Here is a 17,679-nt window from a genome sequence, read left to right as displayed (position 1 = left end):
GCACCGGGGGGGGACGGGGGTGGGAGGGGGAAGGGTGGAACACCGCGGAGCACTCCTCCCGGGGGGCGACGACGGGTCTTTCCTTTTCTCCCCCCGCCGGGATGCGGCAGAACGGGCACTGCGCCACCGAGCCGTCGGCCGGCTTGTCCTGGCCGCCGATGTAGACCATGCGGTGCGGCGTCCACAGCCGCTGCATGCCGTCCTCGGGCGGCCCGAACTCTCCGGCCGGCACCGTCGTCGGGCTCTCCCCGGTCACGCGCGCTCCCCGCTCAGACCTGGGCGCGGTCGCGGACGGCGGCCACGATGCGCTCGATCGCGTCGGCCACCGGCACCCCGTTCTCCTGCGTGCCGTCGCGGAAGCGGAACGACACGGCGCCGGCCTCGACGTCCTCGCCGCCCGCGATGAGCACGAACGGCACCTTCTCCTTGGACGCGTTGCGGATCTTCTTGCCGAAGCGGTCGTCGGAGAGGTCGACCTGGGCGCGGATGCCCTGGGCCTTGAGCTGCGCGACGACGTCCTTCAGGTAGTCGTCGAACGCCTCGGCCACGGGCACCGCGAGCACCTGGACCGGTGCGAGCCACGCGGGGAACGCCCCGGCGTAGTGCTCGATGAGCACGCCCATGAACCGCTCGATCGACCCGAACTTGGCGGAGTGGATCATCACCGGCTGCTGCTTGGTGCCGTCGGGGCCCGTGTACTCCAGGCCGAACCGCGCGGGCTGGTTGAAGTCGTACTGCACGGTGCCCATCTGCCAGGTGCGGCCGATGGCGTCCTTGGTCTGCACCGAGATCTTGGGGCCGTAGAACGCGGCGCCGCCCGGGTCCGGGACCAGCTCCAGGCCGGTCTCGCGACCCACCTCCTCGAGCACCTTGGTGGCGGTCGCCCAGTCCTCGTCGGAGCCGACGAACTTGTCCGGCTTGGAGTCGTCGCGGGTGGACAGCTCCAGGTAGAAGTCCGTGAGCCCGAAGTCGGTGAGCACGCTCATCATGAAGTTCAGCAGGTGCTTGACCTCCCCGGGCGCCTGCTCCGGGGTGACGTAGGAGTGCGAGTCGTCCTGCGTCAGACCGCGCACGCGGGTCAGACCCTGCACCACGCCCGACTTCTCGTACCGGTACACCGTGCCGAACTCGAAGAGCCGCAGCGGCAGCTCGCGGTACGACCGGCCGCGCGAGGAGAAGATCAGGTTGTGCATCGGGCAGTTCATGGCCTTGAGGCGGTACTTCGAACCCTCGAGGTCCATCTCGGGGAACATCGTGTCCGCGTAGTACGGCAGGTGCCCCGAGGTGTGGAACAGCCCGTCCTTGGTGACGTGCGGCGTCCCGACGTACTCGAACCCCTCCTCGATGTGGCGACGGCGGACGTAGTCCTCCATCTCCCGCTTGATGACACCGCCCTTGGGGTGGAACAGCGGCAGGCCGGAGCCGACCTCGTCGTGGAAGGAGAACAGGTCCAGCTCGGCGCCGAGCTTGCGGTGGTCGCGGCGCTCCGCCTCGGCCAGGCGCTCCAGGTACGCCTTCAGCTCGTCCTTGCTGGGCCAGGCGGTGCCGTAGACGCGCTGCAGCATCGGGTTCTTCTCGCTGCCGCGCCAGTAGGCGGCGGCGTTGCGCATGAGCTGCACGCCGTTGCCGATCAGCTTCGTGCTGGGCAGGTGCGGGCCGCGGCACAGGTCCTTCCAGACCACGGTCTCGCTCTCGCGCCCGGCGCCGCGCACGTTGTCGTAGATCGTCAGCTCGCCGCCGCCGACCTCCACCGAGGAGCCGTCCTCGTCGGACGAGCCGCCCTTGAGGCCGATCAGCTCCAGCTTGTACGGCTCGTTCGCGAGCTCGGCTCGTGCCTCGTCCTCCGTGACGACGCGGCGGCGGAAGGTCTGGCCCTCCTTGATGATGCGCGCCATCGCCTTGTCGAGGGCCTTGAGGTCCTCGGGCGTGAAGGGCGTCTCGACGTCGAAGTCGTAGTAGAAGCCGTCGGTCACGGGCGGGCCGATGCCGAGCTTGGCGTCCGGGTTCACCTGCTGCACCGCCTGGGCCAGCACATGGGCGGCGCTGTGACGCAGCACCGCGAGGCCGTCGGGCGAGCCGATGGTGACGGGCTCGACGACGGTGCCGGGCGCGAGCTCGCGCGACAGGTCGAGCAGCTCGCCGGCGACGCGCATCACGACCACGTCGCGGCGGCCTGCGAAGAGCTCCGTACCCGTCGTCGGCGTCTGCACCGTCACCGTCTGCTGCGCGTCGTCGCTCGTGTCGGCAGGGTTCGATGGCATCGGCGAGGCGACGTCGGACACGGGGGCTCCTTGCGGTTCGGTGACCGTCGCGCTGTTCCGTGCGGCGGTCGGACGGCGGCCGGCCGGCGCGGGGAAGCGCTGGCACGGCCGAGGGGCGCCACCCGGGGCGGCGCCCCTCGATCGTACTCATCCGGGCCGGTCGCGACGACGAGGCGCTCCGCCCGCGGGCGGCGGACCACCCTGTTCGCCGGTGCCGGTAGCGGCGCTCAGTTCCGCTTCTTCGCCTCCTCGGCGGCCTTGTCCACGTAGCCGTCGACGGTGTCGGGCGTCCGCTTCTTGACCTCGTCGGCGGCCTTGTCGATGTTCTCGTCGGTCGCGAGGTCCTTCACGGCGTCCTTCGCCTTGTCGAACAGGCCACCCAGGCCCGAGCTCTCGCCCATGCGCATCCCCCTCGGTCGGCGGCCGGTGCCCGACCCGTCGTCGGCCCGGCCTCGACCAGGGCACCACGCCGCGCCGCCGCCCGCACGCGCAACCCCGCCCGCGACCCGTCCCCGTGCCGGTCCGGCGCTCCCCGGCGCTCCCCGGCGCTCCCCGGTGCACCCGAGCAACCTTGTGAAGCACTTCACTAATCTCATCGGAGCAGGTCAGGGCATGTGGTCATACCATAGAGACAGCGCCGGACCCGGCGCAGTCCAGACCGGCCGCGAACCACGCGACCCGGCACCCGGAGGGGACCATGACCACGACCCGCACCACCCAGCGACCGGTTCGCATCGTCGGGCTCGTCGCGCTGATCGCCGGCATCCTGATGATCGGCGCCGGCGCCGCCACCTGGGCCACCGTGAGCAGCCAGCTCGCCGCCCAGGACATCACCGTCTCGGAGGACGCCGCGTTCCTCGGCGGCTCCACGGTGGACGGGCCCCTCACCGCGTACGCGCAGGCGCAGGTCATCGACAAGCACGCGCTCGAGGCCACCGGCGGCCAGACGTACGCGCAGCTCGGCCAGGACGACCCGCTGCGCGCCACCGCGATGAACGCCTCGTTCCTGCGGGCCTCGCTCTTCACCTCGGTCGTCGCCTACGGCGTGAGCGCGCTGGTCATGGGCCTCGGCGTCCTGTTCGGCCTCATGGGCTGGTCGCTGCGCCGGCTCGCCGCCGAGCCCGCCGTCGCGAAGGCGACCGTCCCCGCCGCGGTCCCCGCCGCCCCGGCCCGCGGCCGCCTCAACCCGGCGGTCTGACCGCCCTCGCACCTCGCCGAACAGGCGGTCGCGCACGTTCTGGGCACTCAGAGCGTGCGCAACCGCCTGTTCGGCGTTCCGGGGGCTCGCCGTTGTGGTCCGGGACCACGACCGGCACCCTGGGGGCGTGCCCGCCGCCCCTCCCCCGTCCGACTCTCCCGACTACCCGGCCGCCGCACGGACCGCGCCCACGCTGGCCGCCCTCGACGCCCACCTCGTCGAGTGCCGCGCCTGCCCGCGCCTGGTCGCGTGGCGCGAGGAGGTGGCCCGCGAGCGCCGCGCCGCCTACCGGGACGAGACCTACTGGGGGCGCCCGGTGCCCGGCTTCGGGGACCCGGCGGCCGCGGTCGTCGTGGTGGGGCTCGCTCCCGCCGCGCACGGCGCCAACCGCACGGGCCGGATGTTCACCGGCGACCGCAGCGGGGACTTCCTCTTCGCGGCCATGCACCGCACCGGGTTCGCGAACCAGGCCACGTCGGTGTCCGCCGCCGACGGCCTGGAGCTGACCGGGATCCGCGTGACGGCGCCCGTGCGGTGCGCGCCGCCCGCGAACAAGCCCACGCCCGAGGAGCGGCGCCGGTGCGCGCCCTTCCTGGCGCGCGAGCTCGAGCTGGTGGGCGACGGCGTCCGCGTGGCGGTGGCGCTCGGCGCGATCGGCTGGCAGGCGCTGCTCACGACGCTGGCCGAGCAGGGCTGGCGGGTACCGCGCCCCCGCCCCGCCTTCGCGCACGGCGCCGAGGTGACCCTCGTCCGGGACGGCGCCGGGCCCGCCTCCCCCACCCTCACCGTGCTGGGGTGCTTCCACGTCTCGCAGCAGAACACGTTCACCGGCCGGCTGACCCCGGCGATGCTGGACGCCGTCCTCGTGCGCGCCCGCGAGCTCGCGGACGCCTGAGCGGGCGGCCCCGCTGCCGGAATTGCCGTCGCTACGGCTCGACGCCGCGGCTAGGGTCGCCGCGTGACCGTCACCCTCCTCACCGGGCCCCCCGGCGCCGGGAAGACCACCGTGGCCGCGCTCCTGGCGGCCGACGTCGACCGGCCCACCGTGAACTTCACGACCGACACGTTCTACCGGTCGATCGCCACCGGCTTCGTGCCGCCGTACCTCGCCGGCTCGCAGCGGCAGAACGAGACGGTCGCGGCGGCGATCGTCGGCGCGGTGAGCGCGTACGTGCGCGGCGGATACGACGTCCTGGTGGACGGCGTCGTCGGGCCCTGGTTCCTGCCGCCGTTCCGCGCGGCCGCCGCGCGCGAGGGCTGGGACCTCGCGTACGTCGTCCTGCGGCCCGACCTGGACGTGACGCTCGCCCGGGCGACCGGCCGCGCGGACGCCGAGCTGCGCGACCCGGGCGCCGTGCGCAGCATGCACGCCGCGTTCGCCGACCTGGCCGACCTCGAGCCGCACGCCCGCGACACCGGCGACGAGGAGCCCGCGGACACCGCCGCGGCGCTGCGGGCCGCGCTCGCCGACGGCGCGTTCCGGCTGCGGGCGCCCGCGCCCACGCCGGTCGAGGAGACCCGGGTCGACCCGCCGCTGCGCGCCGACGAGTCCGCGACGCTGCGCGGCTACCTCGACTACCACCGCGACACGCTGCGCCGGAAGACCGCGGGGCTCGACGGCGCTCAGCTGAGCACGCCGCTGCCGCCGAGCAGCATGACGCTGGGCGGCCTCCTCAAGCATCTCGCCTACGTGGAGTCCAACTGGTTCCTCCAGGTCTTCTCCGGCGGCGCCGCGATGCCACCCTTCGACACCGCGGACTGGGACGCCGACGCCGACTGGGAGTGGCACTCCGCCGCGGAGAACACGCCACAGGAGCTGCGCGCGCTGTTCGACGACGCGGTCGCCCGCTCGGACCGGGCGCTCGACGCCGCGCTGGCCTCCGGCACCCTCGACGCGACGTCCGTGGTGCCCTCGCGGCGCCACGGCGAGGGGACGTTCAGCCTGCGCTGGATCCTCGTGCACATGATCGAGGAGTACGCCCGGCACAACGGGCACGCCGACCTGCTGCGCGAGGCGATCGACGGCGCGACCGGGGAGTAGAGCGGGGAGAGCAGACCGGGGAGCAGGGATCAGGCGGTCGCCGCGGCCCCGCCCGCCGGGTCGCCCGACGCCGCGGCGCGGCGCTCGCGCCGCGGCTTGAGCAGGAAGTGCTCCGTGATGTACCCCACGACGACGGCCAGGAGCACGATCGGCGCCATCGCCGGCGCGGCCGGACCCAGCAGCATCACGATCAGCACCGACGACGAGACGGGGAACGGCAGGGTCGACGCCGTCGCCGCCGCCATCCCCGCGGCGAGGCCGGGCACGGCGCCATACCCGGGCAGTTGCGCGACCAGCACGCCGGTCGCGGCCCCGAGGAGGACGGCCGGGAAGATCGGCCCGCCGCGCAGCGTGCCCAGCGACACGGCGTAGGCGACGCCCTTGAACGCCAGGAGCGCGACGAGCGCACCGGCACCCCAGGCGGCGGGGTCGGACGCGAGCGGGGCGAGCAGGTCCTGGCCCGATAGGGCGACGTCCATCGGGGACCGCCCGGTGACCAGGGCGTAGCCGGCGGCGCAGGCCCCGACCACGAGCGCGCCCGCGACCGCGGCCGCGAAGGGGCGCGCGGCGGCGGACCGCGCCACGGCGCCGCCGAGGCGGTGCACCAGGCGCACGAGGATCGCGACGAGCACCGCCACCGGGATCGTCCACAGCACGTCGGCGAGGTCGGGCCGGGCCGGGCCCTGGATACCGGGGAGGGTGAGCGGGGCGATCTCCAGGCCCGTCCACACCCCCATGCCCGTGAAGACGAGGGCCCCGACGCCGGAGGTGAGGATGCTCGGCAGGACCACGCCCACGAGGCGGGCGCCCGACAGGCCGGCGATGGCCGACGCCTCGACGACGAAGACGGCACCGACGATCGGGCTCCCGAAGATCGCCGACAGCGCCGCGGCGGAGCCCGCGACCGCCAGGACCTGACGGGCCGGGTCGTCGAGCCGCGAGTCCCACGGCCGCACGAGGATCAGCGCCAGCGCCGACCCGATGGCCAGGAGCGGCCCCTCGGGCCCGAGGACGGCGCCGAGCGGGAGCCCGGCCAGGGCGGCGAGCAGCACGCCGGGGACGACGGACGCGGGCACGACGCCCAGGCTGAGGCCGTCGACGGGGACGTGACCGCCGTGCCCGGGCAACGAACGGACGGCGAACCCCACGAGCACGCCGGCGAGGGCCATCCACGGCAGCGGCCACCACCACGGCGGCGCGTCGAACCCCAGCCCCTCCGGAAGCACCTCCCACACGAGGTGGGTCAGCTCGTGCAGGACGGCGAGGAACGCGAACGCCGCCAGGGAGACCGGGACGCCCACGCCCGCCGCGAACAGCAGCAGGCGGCCGAAGCCGCGTGGCGTGGGCAGCGTGCCCGGGGCCGACGCCGCCGGGCCGGCCGACGCGTCGGCCCCGGGCATGCCGCTCACCCGAGGAGCTTGGCCTTGGCCGCGGCGAACTCCGCGTCCGAGAGCACGCCGGCGGCCTTGAGGTCGCCGAGCTTCTGCAGCTGGGCGATGAGGTCGTCCTGCGCGGGCGCCGCCGGGGCGACCTGCGCGGCCTGCTGGGCCTGCAGCTGCGCCTGCTGCTGCGCGTACGCCTGCTGCTGGGCCTGCTGCTCCTGCTGGGCGTTGTACTGGTCCGCGGCGTAGCGCTGCTCGTCCCGGGCGTTGGCGCGCCGGTTCATCGCGCGGCTCGTCGCCTGCGCGGTGCCGGTGATGACCGCCGTGCGGGCCATGGTGCCGATGAGGCCGGGGCGGCCCATCCGTCGCATGGGGGGCATGTCAGTTCTCCTTCTCGATCTCGGCGGAGAGCGCCTCGAGGGCGGCGGGCGGGACCTGGGTCCAGTCCAGGAGCCGGCCGCCCGCGCCGCGCAGGGCGCCCGTGAGGCCGCGCGCCCAGGTGTGCTCGAAGACGAGCATGCCGACCGCCGCGCCGGGCTCGAGGTCCTCGGCGATGTCGTCGACGTCCTCCGACCCGAGCAGGCCGGCCGGCTCGCCGACGATGCGGGCGAGCTCGTCGTCGCCGCCCTCGGTGGCCTCCAGCCACTCGATCGTGCCGTCCTGCGCCTTGCGGATCAGGAGCGCGTCGAGCACGTCGATCGTGCCGGCGTCGACGAGCCGGCCGAGCTCGGCGATGACCTCGCCCTTGAAGTCGGTCTGCGGGAACTCGATGAGCACGAGCTCCACGGGTCCGGTGGGTTCCATGTCCTGCCTCTCGGTCGTCCTTGCGGCACGGGTCGGGTCGCCGTCCGGTCTCGCCGACGCCCGTCCTGCGGCACACTCTGGCACCGCTCGCAGGGGTCCGCATGCCGGGCGGCGGATGTCACCCCGCGCCGGCGCACCGAGCGCGAAACAGCAGGTCATCGACCATGATGTGCGAGGACCGGGACGGGCGACGGGGGTGGTCTCATGACGCGGGACGACGAGCGGGACACGGGCGAACCGGCTGCGCAGGTCGTGAGCCGACGGGTCGAGACGGTCGCCGCCGTCCTGCTGGCCCTCGCGACGGTCGTGACGGCGCGGTCGGCATTCCAGAGCACGAAGTGGTCGGGCGTGCAGGCGAACAGCTACGCCGCCGCCGGTGCCGCCCGCGCCGAGTCCACCCGCGACTCCACGGAGGCGGGCCAGCTGACCATGATGGACGTCACCGCGTTCGCCTCCTGGATCGACGCCGTGGCCGCGGAGACGCGGGCGGGCAAGGACTCCGGGCTCGGCGAGGGCGGGACCTACGAGCCGGTGGACGGCACCGAGTCGGAGTTCCTGTACACGAGGTTCCGGCCCGAGATGGTCCCCGCGTTCGACGCGTGGATCGCGACCGACCCCGTGCACGACGACACGGCGCCGCGCACCCCGTTCCTCATGCCCGAGTACCGGCTCGCCGCGCAGGACCGCGCGGACGCCGAGCTGGACCGCGCCGAGAGCCTGTCCGCCACGGCCCGCCGCGCCAACCAGAACGGCGACAACTACGTGCTGACGTCGATCCTCTTCGCCTCGGTGGCGCTCTTCGCCGGGCTCAGCACCACGCTGGTGCACCGTGCCGCGCGGCGCGGGCTGCTCGGCGCCGCGGTGGTGCTCTTCGTCGTCTCGACCGTCGTCGTCCTCTCCTTCCCCAAGGAGGTGTAGCGACCGGTCGGGCGGCGTCGGTCGGCCGCGGCGGCGCCGGGTGGCGCAGACTCGGGGCATGGGCGCGCGCTCGTTCCGCTGGGTGCTGCACGTCGACCTCGACCAGTTCCTGGCCGCGGTCGAGGTGCTGCGCCGGCCGGAGCTCGCCGGGCGGCCGGTCATCGTCGGCGGCCGGGGCGACCCGACCGAGCGCGCCGTGGTCTCCACCGCGTCGTACGAGGCGCGAGCGTACGGGGTCAGGTCGGGGATGCCGCTGCGCGTCGCGTCCCGCAAGGTCCCGGACGCGGTGATCCTCCCCGTGGACCGGCCGGCGTACGAGGAGGCCTCCGCGCACGTCATGGACACCCTGCGCGGCCTCGGCACCGTGGTGGAGGTCCTCGGCTGGGACGAGGCGTTCCTCGGGACCGACGCCGCCGACCCGGAGGCGTTCGCCCGTCGCGCGCAGCAGGCCGTCCTCGAGGCCACCGCTCTGCGCTGCTCCGTCGGCATCGGGGACACGAAGGTGCGCGCCAAGATCGCGACCGGGTTCGGCAAGCCGGCGGGCGTGTTCCGGCTCACGGCCGGTACCTGGTCCGAGGTGATGGGAGGGCGGCCCACCCGCGACCTGTGGGGGGTGGGCTCGCGGGTGGCCCGGCGCCTCGCGGCGCACGGCATCGACACGGTGGCGCAGCTCGCCGCCGCGGACGACGCCGTCCTGACCAGCGAGTTCGGGCCGCGGATGGGCGCCTGGTACGGGCAGCTGGGGCGTGGCGAGGGGTCGGCCGTCGTCGACGACACCCCGTGGGTGGCCCGCGGGCACAGCCGCGAGACCACCTACCAGCGCAACCTCACGACGCCCGAGCAGGTGACGGCCGCGCTGCGGGAGCTGGCCGCACAGGCCCACGCGGACACCGAGGCGGAGGGACGGCCCGTGGTCCGGGTAGGGCTGAAGGTGCGCTACGCGCCCTTCGTCACCCGCACCTTCTCGCGGCGGCTGCCCGCGCCGACCCGCTCGCTCGAGGAGGTGACCGCCGCGGTGCTCGACCTCGCTGCCGGGATGGAGCCCGGCCGCGAGGTGCGGCTGCTCGGCGTCCGCGCCGAGATGGTCGTGCCGGACGACGGCGCGGGCGCCGCGAGCGCCCCGGCGCGCGGACGGGGCTGAGCCGGGGCGCCGGTCACGCGCGACCCGAAAGGCCGCCCGCCCGGTCCGCCAGCGCGAGCGTCCAGCGGGCTCGCTCCACCATCGCGACGTCGAGGAACGTGCCGTCGGGCAGCACCACGGTGCCGGTCCCGGCGTCCGCGGCCGACGCGACGGCCCGCACGACCTCCCGCGCCCGGTCCACCTCGGCCTCCCCCGGCGCGAAGGCGGCCCGGATGGTGGCGAGCTGGGTCGGGTGGATCGCGGTCCGGCCCCAGAACCCCAGCGCGCGGCCCGCGCGGCACGACGCCGCCAGGCCGTCCAGGTCCCGCACGTGCGTGTACGCGGACATCGCGGGCGCGGGCAGGCCCGCGGCGCGCGCGGCGACGACCACGCGGCTGCGGGGCCAGGACAGCCCGGACTCGTCGTCCAGACGCAGGTCCGAGCGCAGGTCGGCCTCCCCCAGCCCGAGCGAGGCGACCTGCGGCGACGCGGACGCGAGCTCGTACGCCCGCTCCACGCCGAGCGCCGTCTCGAGCAGCAGGTGCAGGGCGCGGCCGGGTAGCGAAGCCGCGAGCTCCCGCACCTCGTCGGCCGACTCGACCTTCGGCACACGCACGCCCACGGCCACGGGCAGCGCCGCCACGGCGGCGACGTCCGCGGCGTGCCACGGGGTGCTCGCGTCGTTGACGCGCACCTGGACCGCCGGCCGCGCACCGGCGCCCGCGCCGTCGTCCGCGCCGTCGTCCGCGCCGTCGTCCGTTGCGGGCGCCCCCGCGCCGAGCAGCGCGGCGAGGTGACCGCGCGCCGCGTCCTTGGCGGAGGGCGCCACGGCGTCCTCGAGGTCCACGAGCACGGCGTCCGCTCCCGACGCGAGCGCCTTGCCGACCCGGTCGGGGCGGTCCGCGGGCACGTACAGCAGCGTGAGCGGCGGCGCGTCCGCGACCGGCCGCGGGGCGGGCGCCGTCATACCGCGCCCTCGGCCCGCAGCGCGGCGACCCGCTCGGCGTCGAAGCCGAGCTCGCCCAGCACGGCGTCGGTGTCGGCGCCGTGCGCGCGGCCCGTGTGCCGGATGACGCCGTCGTTGCCGGACAGCCGGAACAGCGGGCCCTGCATGAGCATCGGCCCCAGCTCCGGGTCGTCGATCTCGTGGATCGTGCCGAGGGCGCGGAACTGCGGGTCGCCGACGATGTCGTGGGCGTCGTAGATCGGCGCGACCGCGGCCTGCGCCTCCTCGAACGCCGCGACCACCTCGTCGCGCGTGCGCCCGGCGATCCACCCGCCGACGGCGTCGTCGAGCTCGTCGGCGTGCTGGGCCCGGTCGACGCCACGGGCGAACCACGGCTCGTCGATCAGCTCGGGGCGGCCCACCAGCCGCACGACCCGCTCGGCGATGGACTGCGCGGACGTGGAGACCGCGACCCAGTGCCCGTCGCTGGTGCGGTAGGTGTTGCGCGGCGCGTTGTTCGACGACCGGTTGCCGGTGCGCGCCTGCACGGTGCGCAGCTGGTCCCACCGGGTGATCTGCGGACCGAGCATCGCGAGGATCGGCTCGACGATGGCGGTGTCGACCACCTGCCCGCGGCCCGTGCGCTCCCGCGTGGACAGCGCGACCATGACGGCGAACGCGGTCGCCAGCGAGGCCACGCCGTCGGCCAGGCCGAACGGCGGCAGCGTGGGCGGCCCGTCGGGCTCCCCCGTCATCGCCGCGAAGCCGCTCATCGCCTCCGCGAGGGTGCCGAAGCCGGGGCGCGTGCGGTACGGGCCCACCTGGCCGAAGCCGCTCACGCGCGCCAGCACCAGCCCGGGGTTGCGCGCCGCCAGCTCGTCGTAGCCGAGGCCCCACCGCTCCAGGGTGCCGGGACGGAAGTTCTCGATCACGACGTCGGCGGTCTCCGCGAGCGCCAGGAACACCTCGCGGCCGCCCGGGCTGCCGAGGTTCGCGGTGATCGTGCGCTTGTTGCGCCCGAGGGTCTTCCACCACAGGTTGACGCCGTCCTTCGCCGCGCCGTGCGTGCGCGACGGGTCGGGCTTGGCCGGGTGCTCCACCTTCACGACGTCGGCGCCCATGTCGCCCAGGTGCATCGCCGCCATCGGGCCGGCGAACAGCGTGGACGCGTCGACCACGCGCAGGCCCGCCAGCGCGCCGGCGGCCGCGTCGCGCGAGACGGTCATCGGGTCACCTCCGTCGTGTCCACCAGGCCGCGCGCGTCGGGCAGGTCCCAGGCGCACCGGAACCCGACCGTGGCGCCGCGCGCGAGTCCCAGGCCGGGCAGCAGCAGCTTCACCGCGTAGTCGGGCGCGTGCCGGCCGCCCTCGACGTACCAGTCCGAGCCCTCGGCGCGGTAGTCGCTGCCTCCCTTGATCATGACGTACCGGGTGCGGCCGTCGCTGTGCTCGCTGTCGGTCCACTCCCACACCGCGGGGGCGCCGCGGCCGAAGCCGGGCTCGGCTCCCGCGAGCTGCCACTCGTCCTCGGTGGGCAGGCGCCCGTCGCGCCAGGCGCAGTAGGCGCGCGCGTCGTCGAGGTCGACGAACGTGACCGGCTGGTCCTCGGTGCCCGGGACGGGACGGCTGTCGGACCAGTGCGCGAGGAACCGGTGCGGCTCGGCCGGGGCGTACCCGGTCGCGTCGAGGAACGCCGCGAACTGCGCGTTGGTCACCTCGCGGGGCGCGACGGCGACGGGTGCGGCGAGCTCGCCGTCGCGCTGCAGCGTGCGGGCGTCGTGCAGGCGCGGGGGCAGCGGCTTCCACTCGTCGACGTACGGCGCGCCCTGGTACATGCCGGTCTCGCGGGCGCGGTGGCGGACGGTGAGCGCGTACGGCCCGGCGGGCAGCACGACGGCGTCCGTGCCCGGGCCGGCGCCCGCGCCGGGACCGATCCCTGCCGGGGCCTCCGTACGCAGCCGGCGCGCGACGCGGTGCGGGAAGCGGGCGTCCGGGTCGTGCGGGTCGCCGTCGGGAGCGTCCAGGCCGTCGACGACGGCGCGCAGGCCCGCGGCCCACGCAGGCTCGGCGGCTCCGGTCTCGGTCGTGGTGCGCACGAGCGCGGCGACGCCGCGCCCGGGGACGACGACGCGCTCGTCGCCGTCGGCGAGCACGGGGCCGGCGTAGGCGACGTCGCCCCGGTTGACGAGGGTCCACAGCGCGACGCCGTCCGCCTCCCACCGCGACGCGTACACGCCCGCGGCCTCCGCCTCCGGCGCGAGCTCGGCGAGCGGCGTCCAGGCGCCGCGCAGCAACAGATCGCCCGCGGCACGCTGCACGCGCTGCATGCGGCGCACGGTGGCGGCGTCGCGGGGCGACCAGCCGACCCACACCCCGAAGACGACCTCCCACACCATGACGCCCACGCCGTTGAGCCACGCGGACTGCAGCTCCTCGGAGTGGTCGCGGTGCCAGCGCCGCACGTGGTGCTGCATGTGGCGGCGCTCGTACCAGTGCGCGCGCAGCACGCCGGGCACCGGCGAGTCGGCGAAGAACTGCGCCCACGACGACGAGTGGTCCTCGATGCGCTCCACCGCCAGCTTGGACTCGCCCTCGAGCACGATCCCCGGGCGGGCCGCCTCCAGGCGCGCGACGAGCTCCGGCTCCGCCTTCTTCAGCGTGTCGAGGAAGACGCCGTCCGCGCCCAGGTCGCGCACCAGCGCGGCCAGCTCGGTGAGGTCGTCGCCGCCGCGGCGCGTACCGGTGTCCCAGGGGTTGTAGTCGACGAACACGTGCAGGCCCGCGGCGTGGAACGCGGCCACGAGGTCGACGATGCCCGGGACGTCGCGGTAGTAGTCCCACTGGTTGCGGTCGTCGATGCCGATCACCGGGTACGCGTGCCACAGGACGACGGCGTCCAGCCCGGCGAACCGCTCCGCGGCGTCCGCGAGGAACCGCTCGGGCGTGAACCGGCCCTCCGCGAAGGAGTAGAGCAGCTCGTCCCACAGCCACACCTGCGCCACCGTGCGGCACCGCGCGGCCCACGCCGCCTCCGGGCGGTCGTAGGCCGTGCCGGTGTAGCCGTGGCGCTCGCGCGCGTCCGACCGCCAGGCGGCGAGCCGCTCGCGCCAGGCCGGGCGGTCGGCCGGGTCCTGCGGCCCGACGAAGATCTTCGCCTCGTCGAGGGCGACGCTCTGCTCGGGAGTGAGCGGGCCCCCGGTGGGCACGTCGGTCGGCCGGTCGATCGGCCGCGGGACCAGGGGGTCGAACGTGTACGTCATGGCTGCTTCCTCCGGGGGCCCGAGGACGGACCGGGGACGGGGCGGGCGGTGCGGGGTCGTGCGGGGAGGTCGGGTCAGCCGCCGCCTGCGGCGAGGGCGGCCACCTCGGAGGCGGCAGGTACGGCGTCCTGCGCGCCGCGGCGGGTCACCGCCAGAGCACCGGCCGCCGCCGCGAGCCGGGCGGCGGCCGCCAGGTCCTCGCCGCGGGCGAGGCCGGCCGCGAGCACGCCGCAGAAGACGTCGCCCGCGCCCGTGGTGTCCACGGCCTCCACGCGGTGCGCGGGCACGCGCACCGGCGGTGTGCCGCGGTGCGCCACGAGGCTGCCCGCGCCGCCGAGGGTGATCACGACGGCCGGCACCCGCCGCAGCAGCGCAGCCGCGAGCGCCTCGGGGTCGTCGGTGTCCGCCGTCTCACCCGCCGGACCGCCGACGAGGTCGGCCGCCTCGTGCTCGTTCACCACGAGGACGTCGACGGCGTCCCACAGCGCGTCGGGCAGGGCGCGGGACGGCGCGGCGTTGAGCACGAGCGGCACGCCCGGGCGTCGCTCGGCGGCGGCCGCGAGGACCACGTCGAGCGGCACCTCCAGCTGCGCGAGGACGACGTCGGCGGCGGCGATGCGCTCGGCCTGCGGACGCTCGACCGCGAGGCGCGAGTTCGCGCCGGGGGCGACGACGATCGCGTTCTCGCCGTCCGGGGAGACGGTGATGAGGGCGGTGCCCGTCGGGACGTCGAGCCGCCAGACCAGGTCGGTCCGCACACCGACGCGCCGCAGCGACGCGAGCAGGAGCGCGGCGGCGTCGTCGCGCCCCACGGCGCCGACGAACGACGTGTCCGCTCCCCCGGCGCGCGCGGCGCCGGCGGCCTGGTTGGCGCCCTTGCCGCCGGGGCTGCGGCGCAGGTCGCCGCCCAGGATGGTCTCGCCGCCGCCGGGGTGGCGCGGCACGTCGACGACCAGGTCGACGTTCGCCGAGCCGACCACGACGACGCGCCCGGCGCCGCTCACGACGGCTCCCCCGCGCCCGCCGGGCGCTGCGGCGCACGCCGCGCGAGCGCCGTCGTCCGAGCGGCCAGGTCGTCGATGCGGCGCTCGCCGCCGGGCAGGGAGGTCGCGATGCGGCCGTCGAGCGGCCCGCTCCACGCCGCGCCGATCCCCTCGGCGCCCCGCAGGGCGCCGACCACGCCGCCGACCGTGGCGGCCGCCGAGTCGGTGTCCCAGCCCGCGATGACCGCGATCGCGACGCTCGGGCCGAACTCCCCGCGCCCGGCCTCGAGCGCGTAGGCGACCACGGCCGCGTTGTGCAGCACGTGCACCCAGTGCAGGTCGCCGTAGGTGGCGTGGAGCCGGTCGAGGTCGGCGCGGACCGCGGCCTCCCCGCCGTCGGAGGCCGCGCCGAGCTCGCGGCCCAGGCGGACCGCGGTGGCGAGGCGGCTGCCGGGCGGGACGACGGCGTCGGCGGCGTCGAGCACCGCAGCGGCGTCGGCGGCCACCACCGCGGCCGAGGCGAGCGCGGCGGCCCACATCGCGCCGTAGACGCCGTTGCGGGTGTGGCTCAGGCGCGCGTCGGTCCAGGCCAGCCGCGCGGCCCCGCGCACGTCGCCGGGGCTGACCCAGCCGAGCAGGTCGGTGCGGATGAGCGCGCCGATCCACTCCCGGAACGGGTTGTGGTGCGTCGCCGTCTCGGGCACGGGCCGCGCGTCGAGGATGTTGCGGTACGCGGCGCGCTCGGCCGTGAACGACCGGCCCGCGGGCATGAGGTCGAGCCAGAGCTGGGCCACGTCGTCCGTGGTGAAGCCCCGTCCGCGGGCCTCGAGGAGCTCGAGCGCGAGGATGGGGTAGTTGAGGTCGTCGTCCTCCGGCATCCCGTCGATGTTCTCCTCGAGGGACGTCGGGGCGGAGCGGCGGTTCCACGGCCAGCGGGCCGCGACGTCGTCGGGCAGCCCGACGGCGGTGAACCAGCGGTCCAGGGGCCACCGGCCGGTGGCGCGCAGGATCTCCTCGATGCCCTCGCGCGGGATCTTCTCGACCGGCTTGCCCAGCAGGCACCCGGCGGCGCGGCCCGTCCAGGCGCCGTGCACCCGGGCGTCGAGGTCCGCGCCCGCGGCGGGCAGCTCGGGCGCCTCCGGCAGCAGGGCCAGGATCTCGTCCCATCCGTCCGGCTCCGCCGGGGCGGGCGCGGCGGGCCGGGCGTCCAGCTCGTCGAGCACGGTGCGGGCCAGAGCGCGCAGCTCGGCCGTCGCGGGCACGGGGCCCGCCCCGCTCACGGCGGGCTCGGGGTCTCCCCCGGCGGCCACCCAGCGCGCACGGACGTCCGCGACCTCCTTGCCCTCCGCCGCCGACTGCACCAGCTCGTGCGCCAGCAGGTCCTCCGGCTGGGCCCAGGTCAGCCTCATGCCCGCGCCCCGGCGCCCTGGTGGTCGACGTCCGCATCGAGGTCGAGCGCGTCGATGCCCGCCAGGCGCGCCCGCGCCCGCTCGGCGTCCGCGCGCACGATGTCGGCGGCCGCGGCGGCCATGAGCCGACCCGTCTCGCGGACGTCCATCTTGCTCGCCACCTCGATCGCGTCGAGCCACTCGGTGGGGACGACCGCGCTGCCGCCCAGGCCCGCGGCCACCGCGCCCGCCATGACGGCGATCGAGTCGGCGTCGCGACCGTAGTTCACGGCCGCGAGGACGGAGCCGCGGTAGTCGCCGCAGTGACCGAGCAGCATGCCGAGCGCCGCGGGCAGCTCCTCGATCGACTTGGTGCGCGACGGGCGGCGGGCGTCCATCGACATCTGCCGGTAGGCGGGGCCCACGGAGTCGAACGGCGCCACGGTCTCGCGCACCAGGCGGCCGAGCTCGCGCTCCTCCTCGTCCGTGGTGGGGGCGGTGGTCCAGCCGTCGAACGCCTCCACCACGGCGTGCAGGGCGTCGGCCGTGCCGTCGTGGCCGACGTCGAGCGCCGCGTGCACGACGTCGTCGAGCGTGGCGCCGGGCGCCACCGAGGCCGCGACCATGGCCGCGAACACACCCGCGGCCTCGCGGCCGTAGCTCGACTGGTGGGCGCCCGTGAAGTCGATCGCCTCGGCGTACGCGCCGCGCGGGTCGCCCGGGTTGGCCAGGCCGACCGGCGCCACGTACATCGCGGCGCCGCAGTTCACGACGTTGCCGACGCCCGCCTCGCGCGGGTCGACGTGGCCGTAGTGCAGCCGCGCGACCATCCACTTCTCGGCGAGGAACACCCGCTGCAGCAGCAGGGCCGTCGACTCCAGCTCGGGGATCCAGCGCGGCTCCCCGATCATCAGGGGCACGAGGTCCTCGGCGACCGCGTACGCGTCCAGGTGGTCGCGGCGCTTGGCGTAGACCTCCACGACGGCGCGCGTCATGAGGGTGTCGTCGGTGATGTGCCCGTCGCCCTTGTGGTACGGCGCGATGGGTCGCGCGTCGCGCCAGTTCGGGTACCAGGGGCCGACGATGCCGGTCACCCGGCCCCCGTGGCGCTCCTCGATCTGCTCGGGGGTCCAGCCCTCGACGGCACCGCCGAGCGCGTCGCCCACCGCGGCGCCGGTGATCACGGCCATCGATCGGTCGTCCAGCCAGGTCACGGTCACTCCCTCGTCGTCCTGCCGGGCGCGTGTCTCGCGTCCCGGGTGCCCGCGGGGCGGGCGGTGCGCCCGGCCCCGCGGTGCGGGTGGTCGTGGGGGGGGGGGGAAGACCCCAACACACCACCCCCTCAAACTTCCCCCCCCCCCCCCCTGCCCTCATTGTGG

16 protein-coding genes and 1 pseudogene are annotated in these 17,679 nt (G+C 75.8%); 5 read left to right on the top strand and 12 right to left on the bottom strand.

The features are described 5' to 3' along the window. The 3 genes and pseudogenes from ACWF41_RS05615 to ACWF41_RS05605 form a co-directional block, all read right to left on the bottom strand. Window positions 1-256: pseudogene (locus ACWF41_RS05615) on the bottom strand (HIT family hydrolase); the annotation flags it as partial. Window positions 257-269: 13 nt separating this feature from the next. Then, window positions 270-2,261: a threonine--tRNA ligase gene (gene thrS / locus ACWF41_RS05610; RefSeq protein WP_380326422.1), complete on the bottom strand. Its 1,992-nt coding sequence runs from the start codon at window positions 2,259-2,261 to the stop codon at window positions 270-272. A 227-nt stretch (window positions 2,262-2,488) separates the two neighbouring features. Continuing rightward, window positions 2,489-2,662 carry an Rv0909 family putative TA system antitoxin gene (locus tag ACWF41_RS05605; protein ID WP_380326414.1) on the bottom strand — a complete coding sequence of 58 codons (174 nt, stop codon included), beginning with the start codon at window positions 2,660-2,662 and terminating at the stop codon, window positions 2,489-2,491. A 296-nt stretch (window positions 2,663-2,958) separates the two neighbouring features. Here ACWF41_RS05605 and ACWF41_RS05600 point away from each other — a divergent pair, with 296 nt between their 5' ends. From ACWF41_RS05600 to ACWF41_RS05590, 3 genes are all read left to right on the top strand, one after another. Then, entirely contained in the window at window positions 2,959-3,459 is a 501-nt protein-coding gene (locus ACWF41_RS05600) for an aromatic ring-opening dioxygenase LigA (RefSeq protein ID WP_380326417.1), read from the top strand. Between the two features lie 127 nt (window positions 3,460-3,586). Then, entirely contained in the window at window positions 3,587-4,354 is a 768-nt protein-coding gene (locus ACWF41_RS05595) for a uracil-DNA glycosylase (RefSeq protein ID WP_380323860.1), read from the top strand. Between the two features lie 63 nt (window positions 4,355-4,417). Further along, window positions 4,418-5,500: a DinB family protein gene (locus tag ACWF41_RS05590; RefSeq protein ID WP_380323857.1), complete on the top strand. Its 1,083-nt coding sequence runs from the start codon at window positions 4,418-4,420 to the stop codon at window positions 5,498-5,500. Window positions 5,501-5,529: 29 nt separating this feature from the next. Here the strand turns inward: ACWF41_RS05590 and ACWF41_RS05585 are convergent, their stop codons facing one another. Genes ACWF41_RS05585 through ACWF41_RS05575 form a run of 3 tightly spaced genes read right to left on the bottom strand, consistent with a single transcriptional unit; the run spans window position 5,530 to window position 7,686 of the window. Continuing rightward, entirely contained in the window at window positions 5,530-6,900 is a 1,371-nt protein-coding gene (locus tag ACWF41_RS05585; protein WP_380323863.1) for a chloride channel protein, read from the bottom strand. A gap of 5 nt (window positions 6,901-6,905) precedes the next feature. After that, entirely contained in the window at window positions 6,906-7,262 is a 357-nt protein-coding gene (locus tag ACWF41_RS05580; protein ID WP_380323854.1) for an SHOCT domain-containing protein, read from the bottom strand. Window position 7,263: 1 nt separating this feature from the next. Continuing rightward, the gene (locus ACWF41_RS05575; RefSeq protein WP_380323851.1) at window positions 7,264-7,686 is read right to left on the bottom strand and encodes a DUF6325 family protein; all 423 of its coding nucleotides are present in this window, start codon (window positions 7,684-7,686) and stop codon (window positions 7,264-7,266) included. Between the two features lie 204 nt (window positions 7,687-7,890). On the opposite strand from ACWF41_RS05575, the gene ACWF41_RS05570 reads away from it, so the two are divergent. After that, window positions 7,891-8,604, top strand: a complete 714-nt coding sequence (locus tag ACWF41_RS05570) for a hypothetical protein (RefSeq protein WP_380323848.1) — start codon at window positions 7,891-7,893, stop codon at window positions 8,602-8,604. A 58-nt stretch (window positions 8,605-8,662) separates the two neighbouring features. Then, window positions 8,663-9,745, top strand: a complete 1,083-nt coding sequence (locus ACWF41_RS05565) for a DNA polymerase IV (protein ID WP_380323845.1) — start codon at window positions 8,663-8,665, stop codon at window positions 9,743-9,745. A 13-nt stretch (window positions 9,746-9,758) separates the two neighbouring features. Here the strand turns inward: ACWF41_RS05565 and ACWF41_RS05560 are convergent, their stop codons facing one another. From ACWF41_RS05560 to ACWF41_RS05535, 6 genes are all read right to left on the bottom strand, one after another. Further along, window positions 9,759-10,691, bottom strand: a complete 933-nt coding sequence (locus ACWF41_RS05560; RefSeq protein WP_380323842.1) for an HpcH/HpaI aldolase/citrate lyase family protein — start codon at window positions 10,689-10,691, stop codon at window positions 9,759-9,761. Next, a complete protein-coding gene (locus ACWF41_RS05555; RefSeq protein ID WP_380323839.1) occupies window positions 10,688-11,896 on the bottom strand; it encodes a CaiB/BaiF CoA transferase family protein in 1,209 nt (402 codons plus the stop codon). Before ACWF41_RS05555 ends, ACWF41_RS05560 begins: the two co-directional genes overlap by 4 nt. Next, window positions 11,893-13,929, bottom strand: a complete 2,037-nt coding sequence (locus tag ACWF41_RS05550; RefSeq protein ID WP_380323836.1) for a formylglycine-generating enzyme family protein — start codon at window positions 13,927-13,929, stop codon at window positions 11,893-11,895. Before ACWF41_RS05550 ends, ACWF41_RS05555 begins: the two co-directional genes overlap by 4 nt. 74 nt (window positions 13,930-14,003) lie before the next feature. Continuing rightward, window positions 14,004-14,933: a ribokinase gene (locus tag ACWF41_RS05545; protein WP_380323833.1), complete on the bottom strand. Its 930-nt coding sequence runs from the start codon at window positions 14,931-14,933 to the stop codon at window positions 14,004-14,006. Then, window positions 14,930-16,321, bottom strand: a complete 1,392-nt coding sequence (locus ACWF41_RS05540) for an ADP-ribosylglycohydrolase family protein (RefSeq protein WP_380323830.1) — start codon at window positions 16,319-16,321, stop codon at window positions 14,930-14,932. Before ACWF41_RS05540 ends, ACWF41_RS05545 begins: the two co-directional genes overlap by 4 nt. Continuing rightward, window positions 16,318-17,514, bottom strand: coding sequence for an ADP-ribosylglycohydrolase family protein (locus ACWF41_RS05535; protein ID WP_380323827.1), 1,197 nt, complete (start codon window positions 17,512-17,514; stop codon window positions 16,318-16,320). The genes ACWF41_RS05540 and ACWF41_RS05535 overlap by 4 nt, the downstream gene beginning before the upstream one ends. Window positions 17,515-17,679 lie beyond the last annotated feature (165 nt).

It is taken from the genome of Isoptericola sp. NPDC055063 (genome assembly GCF_053608125.1).
This window is presented reverse-complemented; position numbering and strand designations above follow the sequence as displayed.

Excerpts from the sequence above, each read along its gene's own strand:
- ACWF41_RS05555 (WP_380323839.1), bottom strand. The coding sequence starts at position 11,896 with ATGACCGTCTCGCGCGACGCGGCCGCCGGCGCGCTGGCGGGCCTGCGC.
- ACWF41_RS05550 (WP_380323836.1), bottom strand. The coding sequence starts at position 13,929 with ATGACGTACACGTTCGACCCCCTGGTCCCGCGGCCGATCGACCGGCCG.
- ACWF41_RS05560 (WP_380323842.1), bottom strand. The coding sequence starts at position 10,691 with ATGACGGCGCCCGCCCCGCGGCCGGTCGCGGACGCGCCGCCGCTCACG.
- ACWF41_RS05540 (WP_380323830.1), bottom strand. The coding sequence starts at position 16,321 with ATGAGGCTGACCTGGGCCCAGCCGGAGGACCTGCTGGCGCACGAGCTG.
- ACWF41_RS05575 (WP_380323851.1), bottom strand. The coding sequence starts at position 7,686 with ATGGAACCCACCGGACCCGTGGAGCTCGTGCTCATCGAGTTCCCGCAG.
- ACWF41_RS05600 (WP_380326417.1), top strand. The coding sequence starts at position 2,959 with ATGACCACGACCCGCACCACCCAGCGACCGGTTCGCATCGTCGGGCTC.
- ACWF41_RS05605 (WP_380326414.1), bottom strand. The coding sequence starts at position 2,662 with ATGGGCGAGAGCTCGGGCCTGGGTGGCCTGTTCGACAAGGCGAAGGAC.
- ACWF41_RS05570 (WP_380323848.1), top strand. The coding sequence starts at position 7,891 with ATGACGCGGGACGACGAGCGGGACACGGGCGAACCGGCTGCGCAGGTC.
- thrS (WP_380326422.1), bottom strand. The coding sequence starts at position 2,261 with ATGCCATCGAACCCTGCCGACACGAGCGACGACGCGCAGCAGACGGTG.
- ACWF41_RS05565 (WP_380323845.1), top strand. The coding sequence starts at position 8,663 with ATGGGCGCGCGCTCGTTCCGCTGGGTGCTGCACGTCGACCTCGACCAG.
- ACWF41_RS05580 (WP_380323854.1), bottom strand. The coding sequence starts at position 7,262 with ATGCCCCCCATGCGACGGATGGGCCGCCCCGGCCTCATCGGCACCATG.
- ACWF41_RS05585 (WP_380323863.1), bottom strand. The coding sequence starts at position 6,900 with ATGCCCGGGGCCGACGCGTCGGCCGGCCCGGCGGCGTCGGCCCCGGGC.